We start from the raw sequence: 11,774 nt of genomic DNA, 5'->3' as shown, positions 1-11,774 counted from the left end.
CACGATCATGACCCAGGACAGCGACAGCCCGCACGGGATGTCCTCGGCGGCGGTTGTCGTCGGCATCGACGGATCGGCCGGCTCCGGCAACGCGGTGCGCTGGGCCGCCCGCATCGCCGCCGAGCGCGGCCGTGCGTTGCACCTCGTGCACTGCACGGAACCGTTCGCCGCCAGAACACCGCGCAGCGCCTACGACGCGTTCATCTACGCCACGATGCAGGACATCCATCTCGCCGCCGAGCAGACCCTGACCGCCGCACGTGAGCAGGCCATCGCCGCCGCCCCGCAGGTCACGGTGACCACCGAGCTCGCGACGGGCAATCCGGCCCGGACGCTGATCGAGGCGTCGGCGCAGGCGTATCTGGTCGTCCTCGGCGTGACCTCGGCGGCGGGTTCGATCGTCCACCTCGGCTCCACCCTGCTCGCGGTCACCGCGCACGCGCGCGGTGCCGTGGTGATCGTGCGCGGATCCGATCCCGACCGCCGCACCGGACCGGTCGTCGTCGGTGTCGACGGCAGCCCGGTCGGTGAGCCCGCCGTCGCCGCGGCGTTCGCCGAAGCCACCCAGCGCGGTACCGAGCTCGTCGCCGTGCACGGCTGGAGCGATCTCTCGCGCGGTGAACTCGGCGGAACCGACCGTCTCGCGCTACCGGTCGACGACTTCGTGGCCGCGGAGACGGCACTGCTGGCCGAGCGGCTGGCCGAGTGGACCGAGCGGTATCCCGATCTCGTCGTCCGGCGCGAGGTGGAGATGTACGGGGTGCGCGACCGGTTGACCGAGTGCTCGCGCACCGCGCAGCTGGTCGTCGTCGGCAGCCGCGGCCGGGGCGGATTCCGCGGCCTGCTGCTCGGGTCGACCAGCAACTACCTGGTGCAGCACGCCGACTGCCCGGTCATGGTCGTCCACCCCGACTGATCACCGTTCGCTGCGGACCACGATCGTGGGAATCTCCACCGAGTGCAGCAGCGCGTTGCTCGTCGATCCCAGCAGCATGCTGGTGAACCCGCCCCGTCCGCGACTGCCGACCACCAGCAGCTGCGCCGACGCGGATTCGGCGAGCAGCGAACGCACCGGACGATTCGCGACCACGATCCGCCGCACGGACACGTCCGGGTACTGCTCGGCGTAGCCACTGAGATTCTCGGCCAGCGTGGCCTCGGCGCTCTGCCTGCCGACCTCCCAGCCGAACGCGGGCAGATCGAGCCCACTGGCATCACTGAAAGCGTGCAACGCGACCAGTTCCACCTTGCGCCGCGAGGCCTCGTCGAAGGCGAGTTCCACCGCGGGCACGCTGTTGGCGGTGCCGTCGACGCCGACCAGCACCGGGCGCGCCGCCGACACCGGGTCGACGGCGGCACTGTCGTGGATCACCGCGACCGGGCAGTGCGCGTGATGGACCGCCGCCCGGCTGACCGAGCCGAGCAGTCCGCGCTGGAACGCCCCGAGGCCACGGCTGCCGACGACGAGGATCTGCGCCGAGCCCGAACGCCCGATCAGCAGCGGCGCCGCCAACTCGAAACTCACCTCGGTGGTGATCACCAGGTCCCGGTCGGGCACCGCGGCGCGCGCGACCCGTTCGGCTTCCTTGACGACGCGCTCGGCGTCGACCCGCAACCACTCCAGGTCCTCCGCGCCCAGCGACATCCCCGGTTCCATCCCGGTCTGGACCGCGCCGGAGGTGAGGATGTGCAGCGGCAGCTTGCGCAGCACGGCTTCGGCCGCGGCCCACGCGGCGGCCTGATACGAGCTCGCCGACCCGTCGACCGCGGCCAGCACCGGCCGGACCCCCTGCTCGGTGGGCACGTGTTCGTTGTCCGACATCATCGCTCCCTTCGTCGTCGCGATCGGGATCGATCGCTCGTCTGCCTCGAGCATCGTCCGGTCCGATTCCCGGCAGCAGGGGACAAGGTCCCCGCCGGAGCGGCCGATCGGCCCGGATTCGGGGTCACGGCACCAGCACCGCCGCCCCGTCGAATCGGCCGAGCGCGAGATCACCCAGCGCGCGATCGGCGTGGTCGAGCGAGTACCGATGGGTCGACACGGTCAGCCGATGCCGCTGCGCCGAGGCGAGAAACGCGCGGGCCTGGGCTCGCGTATTGGAGGTGACACTGCGGAGCTGGCGTTCCCGGAACAGGTGCCGCTGATAGTTCAGCGCCGGGATGTCGCTGAGATGGATCCCGGCGACGGCCAGCGTGCCACCGCTGTCGAGTGCCGCCAGCGCGGGCAGCACCAGTTCGCCGACCGGCGCGAACAGGATCGCCGAATCCAGCGGCTCCGGCGGCACGGCCGCGGCGTCGCGCGCAGAGGCCGCGCCGAGCGCGAGGGCCAGCTCCCTGGCCGCGGCGCCGCGGGTCATCACGTGCACCCGCGCGCCCTGGGCGATCGCCACCTGCGCGGTGAGATGGGCACTGCCGCCGAAGCCGTAGATTCCCAGCACCCCGCCCTCGGGAACCTCTGCGCGAACCAGCGCGTGATAGCCGATGATCCCGGCGCACAGCAGCGGTGCCAGCTCCTCGTCGCTGTATCCACGCGGCAGTGGCAGCACGAAATCGGCAGGGGCGGTGGCATATTCGGCGTAGCCGCCGTCGTCGTCCCAGCCGGTGTAGCGCGAGTGCGGGCACAGGTTCTCGGCGCCACGCGCGCAGTAGCGGCACACCCCGCAGGTGTGGCGCAGCCACGGAACGCCGACCCGGTCCCCGACCGCGATGTCGGTGCGGCCGTCCGGGACCGAGACCACCTCGGCGACCACCTCGTGCCCCGGCACCACGCCCGGTCGATGGACGGGAAGATCGCCTTCGACGACGTGCAGATCGGTGCGGCACACCCCGCACGACAACACCCGCACCAGCAGGTCGCCGGGCCCCGGAACCGGGATCGGTTCACGGCCCATCACCAGGGGTCCGTCCGCGATCGGACCCGGTCGTCGCACTCGCCAGACTCGCATCATCTCGTCGCCTTCGATGGTCTGCTCGCTGCCGCCGTCTCCACCATCGCACACACACCTTTGGGCCCATCGATCGAGGACCAATGCCCGCAGTGGGACCGGCGCGCACCCTCGTAGCGTGATGAACACGCACTCCACCTGATGGTCAGGGAGCAGGACTATGACGTGCGATTCGTGGCATGCGCTCGATCCGGACGTGACACTGGACCGGCTCGATTCGACGGTGACCGGGCTGAGTTCGGCGGAGGCCGCGCGGCGGCTGGCCGTGCACGGACCCAACTCGCTGCCCGCCGGGCGCACGGACCGCTGGTGGTGGCGGCTGCTGCGCCAGTTCCACAACGTCCTGCTGTACGTGATGATGGGCGCCGCCCTCATCACGGCGTTCCTCGCGCACTGGGTCGATACCGCGGTGCTGCTCGGCGCGGTCGTGATCAACGCGATTCTCGGGTTCGTCCAGGAGGGGCGGGCCGAGTCGGCGCTCGGTTCGATCCGCGCGATGCTGGCGCCGCGCGCCCGCGTGCACCGCGACGGTGTGGTGGTGGATGTACCGGCGGTCGAACTGGTGCCGGGCGATGTCGTCCGGCTCGTCTCCGGTGACCTCGTCCCGGCCGATCTGCGTTTGATCGACGTACACGAACTACGCATCGACGAATCCGCGCTGACCGGCGAATCGGCGGCCGTGACCAAGACCGCCGCGTCGGTGGACGCCGACGCCGACCTGGCCGACCGGTACTCGGCCGCCCATGCCGGAACCGTGGCGGTGTTCGGACAGGGCGACGGCGTCGTCACGGCCACCGGAGTCGACACCGAGCTGGGCCGGATCAACGCGCTGCTGGCGGGCATCACCAAGACCACCACCCCGCTGCTGCGGCAGATCGCGACCTTCGGCCGGTGGCTGGCGGTGGTGATCCTGGCGGCCGCCGCGGCGACCTTCGTCCTCGGCGTGCTCTGGCGCGGGGAGAGTCCCGCCGAGATGTTCACCCTCGTCGTCGCCCTCGCCGCCTCCGCCATTCCCGAGGGGCTGCCCGCGATCATGACGGTGACCCTGTCGCTGGGGGTGCAGCGGATGGCTCGCCGCAATGCCGTCATCCGGCGGCTTCCGACGGTGGAGACCCTCGGCGCGGTCACGGTGATCTGCTCGGACAAGACCGGAACGCTGACCCGCAATCAGATGACCGTGCAGAAGGTGGTGTGCGCGCACCGCACGGTCGATGTCGGCGGTGTCGGCTACGCGCCCGTCGGCGACTTCAGCCAGGGCGACGGCGTCCCGGTCGATCCGGACACCGATCCGGCGCTGCGCCTGGCGATCCGCGCCGCGGTCTCGTGCAACGACGCGCGGTTGTACCGCAGCGAGGGGGCCTGGACGATCGACGGCGATCCCACCGAGGCCGCGTTGCTGGTGCTCGGGGCGAAAGCCGGTCTCGACCACGAGGCCGCCGAGCGGAGGTGGCCGCGCCTGGACGTGATTCCCTTCGAGTCCGAGCGCCGCTACATGGCCACCCTGCACCGGGGAGACCGCGCCGGCACCGAACAGATCTACCTCAAGGGCGCACCGGAACGGGTGATCAACGCCTGTGCACATCAACTCGAGAACGGGCGAGCCGTCCGGATCGACGTCGCCCGCTGGCAGCGGCGCGCCGCGGAGACCGCCGGTCGCGGACTCCGGGTACTGGCCCTGGCATATCGCGACCGGCGAGCGACCGGAGCACCCCTCGAGCTCGTCGACGCCGAGCACGGATTCACCCTGCTCGCACTCGTTGGCATCATCGACCCACCGCGCGACGAGGCGATCGAGGCGGTCCGCGACTGCCACCGCGCGGGCATCACCGTCAAGATGATCACCGGCGACCACGCCGCCACGGCCGCGGAGGTCGGCGCCCAGATGGGCATCGGCGCGGGCCGTCCGCCGGTCACCGGCGCCGACATCGAGAAACTCGACGACGCCGCCCTGCGGGAAGTCGCCGCCGGCACCGCGGTCTTCGCCCGCACCAGCCCCGAACACAAGGTGCGCTTGGTCCGCGCCCTGCAGGCGGACGGGCAGATCGTCGCCATGACCGGCGACGGCGTCAACGACTCCCCCGCGCTCACCCGCGCCGATGTCGGCATCGCCATGGGACGCGGCGGCACCGAGGCCGCCAAGGAGGCCTCGGACCTGGTGCTCGCCGACGACAACTTCGCGACCATCGCCGCCGCGGTCGCCGAAGGACGCGGCATCTACGACAACCTGAAGAAGTTCGTGCTCTTCATGTTGCCCACCAACGGCGGTGAGGCCCTGGTGGTGATCGCGGCGATCCTGTTCCAGCTGACCCTGCCGCTGATACCGGCGCAGGTGCTGTGGATCAACCTGGCCACGGTCAGCACCCTCGGTCTCGCGCTCGCCTTCGAGCCGACCGAGTCCTCGGTGATGCGGCGAGCACCCCGACCGCCCACCGAGGCACTGCTGTCCGGCTTCTTCATCTGGCGGGTCGCGTTCGTGTCGACCCTGATGATGCTCGGCGCCCTCGGATTGTTCCTGTGGGAACTCGAATCCGGCACCTCGGTCGAGGTCGCCCGCACCATCGCGGTCAACGCCATCGTGGTCACCGAGATGTTCTATCTGATCAACAGCCGCCACATCCACGCCTCGGTCCTGCACCGAGAGGGCCTGTTCGGCAACCGGTACGTGCTCGCCGCGATCGCCGCCTGCGTGCTCCTGCAGCTGCTGTTCACCTACCTGCCCGCCATGCAGACGATCTTCGGCTCGGCCGGCCTCACGCCGATCGAGTGGGCCAAGGTCGTCGGGGTCGGTGTGACGGTGTTCCTGCTCGCCGAAGCGGAGAAGGCGATCATCGCCCGGCGGAACCGCTCCCCGAGCCGCTCCCCAGGGCGCGCAGCGGATTCGCCCACGAAGTCGCGTGCGGCGAGCACGACATCGCCGCCCACATTCCCGATCCCGCCGAAGGCCTGACCCGTTCGACCGTGCCGTAGAGCGGAAACTTCACCACTGTCACAGCGGCGTTGTTCGGTTGGGTACGAGGTGGGCGGTCAGGAAGTCGATCTGATCGGCGACGATCTGGTCGACGGCCGGTGGGTGGTAGACCGTGAAGTGGTCGGCGTCGTAATGCCTCAGGACCGCGCGTGGTGCCGTGGCGGCCACCCGGCCCGCGATGGCGGGGTCGATCAGATTCTCCTGCTCGCAGGCGCACACCAGCAGCGGGCAATGAACGTGTGGCGCCGAGGATGCGGCGTTGTAGAACAACATCCCCAGACCCGATGCCGCCGTGATCCGGTTGTCGAAGTGGTGGCCGGGCGGTGTCACCGACTGCCAGCCCTCGAGGGCGCCGGGCTGGTTCACGAACGCCAGATCTCCGGGCTTGCCGACCAGCGGGACGTAGCGGCGCGGCCGACCGAAGGCGGCGCGGACCAGGTCGGCGGCGATCGGCACGGTGAAGCGCAGCAAGTGCGGTATCCCCGCCCGTGACACGACAGCACGCCCGCTGAAGACCGGGCACTGCACCACCGCGGCGCGAAGGTCGTCGTGGCGCGCGGCGGCTGCCAGGACATGGCTGGCACCGAAGGAGGTGCCCCACAGCGCGATTCGATGTGCATCCAATTCGACGCGGGAGCGAGCGAAGTCCAGGGCGGCATCGACATCCTCGGCGTAGCGCCGCTGACTCACGAGTTGGCGCGGGTGGCCGCCCGATTCGCCGAGGTGACGGAAGTCGAAGGCCACCACGGCGATTCCGGCTTCGGAGAACCACTTCTCATACTGGGCGAGCATCATGTCGTGGGTCGCGCCGCCGCCATGGACGAGTACCACGGCGGGGTGCGGACCTGGCCTGTCGGGCAGGGTCAGCCATGCCGCGCACTCGTCGCGGCCAGAAGTGAAGGTGGTGCGAATGGTCATGACACCTCGATATAAGTACGTTGTACGTGAACGAGCCCCAGTTAAACACGTACGATGTACTTAAACAAGGAGGAGCATGCCTGCCCCCAGAAGATTCGCGCGCGAACAGCTCCAGATCGCCGCCCTGGCCTTGGTCGACGACCAGGGTCTGTCCGGCCTGACCATGCGTAGCCTCGCGTCGGCCCTCGGCACCGGCCCGATGACGATCTACAACTACGTCGACGGACGTGAGGGGCTCGAGCAACTCGTCACCGAGGCCGTGATGGCCGAAGCGCGCTGGGACTCCACGGTTCCCGACAGCTGGGAGGACGAGGTACTCGCGATCGCCGAGGGAATGTGGCACGCCGTGCGCGCGCATCCCCACGCCATCCCGCTGATCCTCACCCGCCGTAGCCTCGACCTGGCAACACTGCGGCCGACCGAAGCCCTCTTGCAGGCGCTCGCGCGCAGCGGTCGATCCGCCACCGCGTTGCTGGTGGCGTTCCGTACCGTGTCCGGCTTCATCACCGGATACGCACAAGCCGAACTCGTCGGCCCTTTGTCCGTGGCGCGCGAAGAGGACCTCACGACGATCACCGACCGGATCGCCGCCTTGCCGCCCGAGCAGTTCCCCAAGCTCATCGAGATCGCGCACGCCGCCGCCTCGAGCGACCCCGCAGCCGAGTTCCGGGCCGGGGTACGAATAATCCTGGGCGGACTGACGAGACCGGATTCCCTTCCGTGAGGAGCCTCCGGAAGGGAGATCAGCGCATCATCTCTCCGAGGAACCGCTTGCCGATCCACTCCCCAGAATGCACAGCGGATTCGCCACCATCGCCGCCTGCGCCGAACCCGACGACGAACCGGTGATCCCGGACTCGACCGGTGGTGTGTTCGGCGCCGGTGCTGCCGGGTTGCCCGAGCCGCCCGTCAGCATCGACCTGCCGTCGAGATTCGCGGGAGCCGAGACGTCGAGCAGGTCGAGCACGGTCGGGGTGATGTCGGCGAGGGTGTATCCGTTGTTCTCCGTTCCCGCCGCGAACCCCGGTCCCCGCGCGATCACGAAACTGGCTGTCTCGTAGGCACTCTGCCCACCGTGCCCGCCGTCGGGCTTGTGTCCGTGGTCGGTGGTGACCAGAATCGTCCACCGCTCGTTCGAGTGCGAAGCCGCTCGCGCGTCGACCGCGGCCGTGATCTTGCCGACCAGGCCGTCGGCTCGGGCGATGGCATCGCGGTAGGCCTGGGGCCAGATTCCGCGCAAGGTGTGTCCGACGATGTCCACCTGGTCGAGGTGGGTGAACAGCAGATCGGTCCCCTCGGCGATGGCCGAGACGACCTGCGCGGTGGCGTTGGCATCAGCGGTGGTCTCGCAGACGCCCGCACCGGTGGGATCGATCTGCGTGACGGTCACCCGGTCGGCCCGCGGGCTGCCGGTGCGCGCGATCATGCCGATTGTGTCCCAGGTCCCGATGGAGGCCGTCGACAACGCCGGACGTGCCCGCTCCACCTGCGTGAACACCGTCGGATACTGCGCGAAAGGTCCTGCGTTGCAGGTGGACCCATTGTCCCGAATCCCGTGCTTGTCATCCCACACGCCGGTCAGCGCCGTCGCCCACGAGACGCACGACATGGTGGTGTGCGGGGCGATGGAGGTGCGTGCCAGGGTGCCTTCCGCGGCCAGGCGGTCGAGGTTGGGGGCATCGGCCGCCACCACCTCGCTCCACAGTGTGCCGTCGATACCGATGACCACGACCTTGTTCACGATCGGAGCCGCCGGGGCCGGCGCTGCCACGGCGAAGGGGACAGCGGCCAGGGCGGCGGCCGCGAGGATGCGGAGAGTACGAGACATGCGCGGCACCGTAGTCGCCGAGCACGGCCCGCCACCCTCCGACACAAAATCTGAAATGAAACTGTGTCTGAAAGTGTCGGCGGAACCGGCGACCAGTGGAGAGAATTGGCCACAGCGGTTCGGCGGGATTCAGCACCTGCCGCACCGCCACGAATACCCTTCGGCGACAAAGGACTTGGACGATGAACAGGTTGTCGAGATCCGCCGCCGCGACGTTGGTTGCCGCCGTCGTCGCGGTCGGAACCGCGGCGGTCGGCGTCGCGCGGGCGGAAACCGCTGGCGCGTACCCCTGCACCCCGTACACCGCGATCTTCGGGCCGGGGACCTGGGAGACCACGCTCGGCGCCGACCCCCGGGTGCCCGTCGGCATGCTCCGGCCTGTCGGCGAGGGCCTGCAACGGCAGTTCGGTCGCGACATCACCGCGCTCTACGTCCCCTATGCCGCAAGCGCTTTCGACCAGGGTCTGAGCTACGCGGAGTCCCTGAGCACCCTGGAATCCCGCGTGCGCCAAATGCTGCGCGGCCTGTGCGGTTCGACGCGGGTCATCCTCGCCGGATACAGCCAGGGTGCCCACGGCATCGGCGATCTCGCCACCGAGATCGGCAACGGCGAGGGTCCCATCGATGCCGATCGAGTGGTCGGTGTCGGACTACTGGCCGATCCGCATCGCGATCCGAACACCACACTCTCCCTGGGCAATCCGCAGCCCGGCCGCGGTATCGCCGGAACGCGGGGCCGGGACTTCGGCGCGTTGACCGAGCGCGTTCGCACCCTGTGTGCCGACGGTGACCTGTACTGCTCCCTCGATGCCGCCACCTCCCCCTTCCTCGCCGTGCTGGGCCGGGTCCTGAGCGGTGATCCCGCACCGATCGCGAACGTCATCCCCGCCACGGTCGATCCGCGCAGCCTGATCGCGCAAGCCGTGACCATGGGCGCGGGCTGGACCGCCACCGCGGCCAACCTGCCCACCATTCTCGACGACCTCACCCGCCTCCCCGAGCTCCTCGCGGCGGGTGACATTCGCGGTGCGCACCGCACCGCGAATGCCCTGAACCTCGCTCTCGCTCCCCTGGTCCAGGCCGCGGCGGGTGTCGATCGAGTCCTGGTCGCCCAGGTCATCCGCGCGGCGGCCGCCGCCGATCCCTCCGGCCGGACCGCGGGCATCAGCGTCATCGCCGATGCCCTCGTGCACATAGATTTCCTGAGCATCGCCGACGGGGTCGGCCGAATTCAGGAAATCCTGTGGCGTGCGGTCGACTCCCTCGACCGCAACGACCCCCTCGCCGCCGCCACCCACCTGGCGACCTCGATCGCCACCGGCGCCGAGCTCACCGGCTCCGTGCTCGGCCCCGTCGCCACCGGCATCCGCGCCGACCTCCAGGCGACCAGCCGAACCCTGCTCAGCATCACCGATCCCGCCACCGTCGACGAGCTCGTCCAACTGGGCCGCCAGGGCGTGGACATGGCCAACTTCTACGCCTCCGCCGCCCACATCGACTACGGCGACCATGTCCAGATCCTCCTGGGCTACCTGAGTTCCCAGGTCGTTTCGTAGCCCTGGCGGCCCGTGACGCTCAGATCAGCACGACACTGCGTCTCCGGCCGAGTTGTCGAGACGCACCCCCAGCACCCTCTTCAACTCACCGACACTGTCGGCACTGGGTGTCACCACATCGCGTTCCCAACGGCTGATCTGGTTTCCGTCCCGGATTCCGATCCAGTCGGCCAACTCCGCCTGCGTGAATCCGGAGGCCGTCCTCGCCGCCCGAATGGCTTTGCCGATCGTGGACATGGTCTCCCCTCTCTCTCGATGCCCTCGGCGCGGACCGCGTCAGCGGGTGTCCATCGGCGAACACTCGTACTCCTGAAGCGATCTCGCGCGACCACACTCGAACGATATCGGTGAATCGGACGTCGAAAGAGACTGTGACTGCGCAGCAGCTGACTGTGCACGCACAAACTCGGGCGGGCGCGGAACTCCGGCTACTTCGGTGGGTTCTCGGGATCGATGGCGCTGCGGCGCCAGTCCCGTGGCGTCATACCGAACGCTTCGCGGAAGCGCCGGGTGAAGTGGGCGGCGTCGCGGAAACCCACGGTAGCGGCCACCGAAGCGATGGACCGGTGCGCGTAACCCCGGTCGATGAGCATGTCGCGGGCCCGGACCAGGCGTTGCTCGATGATCCACTGCTCGAGGCTGATTCCCGACTGCGCGCAGACCTTGTACAGATGCCGCACCGAGATGTTGTTGGCGGCGGCGATATCGGGGATCTTCAAGGCCGAATCGGCCAGGTGGGTCCGGACGTATCCGAGGATCTGCTCGATCAGCAGCTGGTCCGGGATGGCCGCGCCGTCACCCGGCCCGCGCCCGGCCGCCGAAATCAGCAGTGCCCGAACCATTTCCAGGCACGACTCACCCAGGGAGGCGGCGGCCGGATCGGTTTCGAGCTGGTCGGCGATCCCGACCATGTGCTGGATCTGCGCCTTGACCATCGGATACAGCGGCGATGCCGCCAGCCGCCCGTGCGCCGCGGCGACCGTTTCCACGGAGATGCCGAGGCGCTGCCTGGACAGCTGCAGGCACAGCGTTCCGCCGAGGCCGTACCAGCCGGAGGCGAACGTGGTCGCCAGGTCGATCACTTCGCAGGCACCGGGTTCGATCAGCGTCTGCGCGCCGAATTGCTCGTGCCTGCGGAGCTGTCCGTTCTGCACGGTCACCGTCAGGGTGTCACTGGGCGTGGCGCGCTCGTGCCGACTGGTTCGGCAGACCTGGTGACCGGACACCTCCGAGCGGGTGAGCGCGATCGGACCGAGCATCCAGGACTGGTGCCGGCTGACCACCTCGGCGGGCGCGTCCCACATCTGCAGGTTGGCCCCGAGATCGGCTTCCTGCAGGATCGCGGTGACCGCCTCCCGCCGGTCCGTCGGCGCGAAATACTCGGAGTCGATCAGCACTGCCATGGACGATCTCCACTTCGGATTCTCGCCGGGCGGTGGAGTCCCTCCCGTCACCGGCCGCTACGCGTTTCGGGTGGTGGCAACTCGGGCGAAGGTGATTGCCCGGGGCCCCTAGTCGGCGATGCTATCGCGCCGTGGCGCACCCCGAGCCCGATTCGG

Annotated in this window: 10 protein-coding genes; 4 read left to right on the top strand and 6 right to left on the bottom strand. The window is 69.5% G+C overall.

Annotated features, from left to right (window positions below; translation table 11 throughout):
* Window positions 1-7: 7 nt before the first annotated feature.
* Window positions 8-916: a universal stress protein gene (locus tag ACFVVM_RS03090; protein ID WP_387612438.1), complete on the top strand. Its 909-nt coding sequence runs from the start codon at window positions 8-10 to the stop codon at window positions 914-916.
* Here ACFVVM_RS03090 and ACFVVM_RS03085 read toward each other — a convergent pair whose 3' ends face one another.
* Together ACFVVM_RS03085 and ACFVVM_RS03080 are read right to left on the bottom strand one after the other, a co-directional pair.
* The gene (locus ACFVVM_RS03085; RefSeq protein ID WP_387612436.1) at window positions 917-1,822 is read right to left on the bottom strand and encodes a universal stress protein; all 906 of its coding nucleotides are present in this window, start codon (window positions 1,820-1,822) and stop codon (window positions 917-919) included. It lies immediately after the preceding gene.
* Between the two features lie 124 nt (window positions 1,823-1,946).
* Window positions 1,947-2,945, bottom strand: a complete 999-nt coding sequence (locus ACFVVM_RS03080; protein ID WP_387612434.1) for a zinc-binding alcohol dehydrogenase family protein — start codon at window positions 2,943-2,945, stop codon at window positions 1,947-1,949.
* A 160-nt stretch (window positions 2,946-3,105) separates the two neighbouring features.
* On the opposite strand from ACFVVM_RS03080, the gene ACFVVM_RS03075 reads away from it, so the two are divergent.
* On the top strand, window positions 3,106-5,892 hold the full coding sequence (locus ACFVVM_RS03075; protein WP_387612432.1) for a cation-transporting P-type ATPase: 2,787 nt from the start codon (window positions 3,106-3,108) through the stop codon (window positions 5,890-5,892).
* A gap of 39 nt (window positions 5,893-5,931) precedes the next feature.
* Here the strand turns inward: ACFVVM_RS03075 and ACFVVM_RS03070 are convergent, their stop codons facing one another.
* Window positions 5,932-6,831, bottom strand: coding sequence for an alpha/beta hydrolase (locus ACFVVM_RS03070; RefSeq protein WP_387612430.1), 900 nt, complete (start codon window positions 6,829-6,831; stop codon window positions 5,932-5,934).
* Between the two features lie 76 nt (window positions 6,832-6,907).
* Here ACFVVM_RS03070 and ACFVVM_RS03065 point away from each other — a divergent pair, with 76 nt between their 5' ends.
* Window positions 6,908-7,555 carry a TetR/AcrR family transcriptional regulator gene (locus ACFVVM_RS03065; RefSeq protein ID WP_387612428.1) on the top strand — a complete coding sequence of 216 codons (648 nt, stop codon included), beginning with the start codon at window positions 6,908-6,910 and terminating at the stop codon, window positions 7,553-7,555.
* 27 nt (window positions 7,556-7,582) lie between these two features.
* On the opposite strand, the gene ACFVVM_RS03060 is transcribed toward ACFVVM_RS03065, so the two are convergent.
* The gene (locus ACFVVM_RS03060; RefSeq protein WP_387612426.1) at window positions 7,583-8,659 is read right to left on the bottom strand and encodes an alkaline phosphatase family protein; all 1,077 of its coding nucleotides are present in this window, start codon (window positions 8,657-8,659) and stop codon (window positions 7,583-7,585) included.
* A 182-nt stretch (window positions 8,660-8,841) separates the two neighbouring features.
* Between ACFVVM_RS03060 and ACFVVM_RS03055 the strand changes: the two genes are divergently transcribed.
* Entirely contained in the window at window positions 8,842-10,215 is a 1,374-nt protein-coding gene (locus tag ACFVVM_RS03055) for a cutinase family protein (protein ID WP_387612425.1), read from the top strand.
* A gap of 24 nt (window positions 10,216-10,239) precedes the next feature.
* Here the strand turns inward: ACFVVM_RS03055 and ACFVVM_RS03050 are convergent, their stop codons facing one another.
* A complete protein-coding gene (locus tag ACFVVM_RS03050) occupies window positions 10,240-10,452 on the bottom strand; it encodes a helix-turn-helix domain-containing protein (protein ID WP_387612423.1) in 213 nt (70 codons plus the stop codon).
* 191 nt (window positions 10,453-10,643) lie between these two features.
* Window positions 10,644-11,618 (bottom strand): helix-turn-helix transcriptional regulator, encoded by a 975-nt coding sequence (locus ACFVVM_RS03045; RefSeq protein WP_387612421.1) that lies wholly within the window; start codon window positions 11,616-11,618, stop codon window positions 10,644-10,646.
* Window positions 11,619-11,774 lie beyond the last annotated feature (156 nt).

Origin of the sequence: Nocardia sp. NPDC058176 (assembly GCF_042883805.1) — a bacterium.
GTDB lineage: Bacteria > Actinomycetota > Actinomycetes > Mycobacteriales > Mycobacteriaceae > Nocardia.
This window is presented reverse-complemented; position numbering and strand designations above follow the sequence as displayed.

Bases quoted from the DNA above. Each gene is read 5' to 3' on its own strand.
- ACFVVM_RS03080 (WP_387612434.1), bottom strand. From the start codon at position 2,945: ATGCGAGTCTGGCGAGTGCGACGACCGGGTCCGATCGCGGACGGACCC.
- ACFVVM_RS03085 (WP_387612436.1), bottom strand. From the start codon at position 1,822: ATGTCGGACAACGAACACGTGCCCACCGAGCAGGGGGTCCGGCCGGTG.
- ACFVVM_RS03075 (WP_387612432.1), top strand. From the start codon at position 3,106: ATGACGTGCGATTCGTGGCATGCGCTCGATCCGGACGTGACACTGGAC.
- ACFVVM_RS03045 (WP_387612421.1), bottom strand. From the start codon at position 11,618: ATGGCAGTGCTGATCGACTCCGAGTATTTCGCGCCGACGGACCGGCGG.
- ACFVVM_RS03050 (WP_387612423.1), bottom strand. From the start codon at position 10,452: ATGTCCACGATCGGCAAAGCCATTCGGGCGGCGAGGACGGCCTCCGGA.
- ACFVVM_RS03070 (WP_387612430.1), bottom strand. From the start codon at position 6,831: ATGACCATTCGCACCACCTTCACTTCTGGCCGCGACGAGTGCGCGGCA.
- ACFVVM_RS03060 (WP_387612426.1), bottom strand. From the start codon at position 8,659: ATGTCTCGTACTCTCCGCATCCTCGCGGCCGCCGCCCTGGCCGCTGTC.
- ACFVVM_RS03090 (WP_387612438.1), top strand. From the start codon at position 8: ATGACCCAGGACAGCGACAGCCCGCACGGGATGTCCTCGGCGGCGGTT.
- ACFVVM_RS03055 (WP_387612425.1), top strand. From the start codon at position 8,842: ATGAACAGGTTGTCGAGATCCGCCGCCGCGACGTTGGTTGCCGCCGTC.
- ACFVVM_RS03065 (WP_387612428.1), top strand. From the start codon at position 6,908: ATGCCTGCCCCCAGAAGATTCGCGCGCGAACAGCTCCAGATCGCCGCC.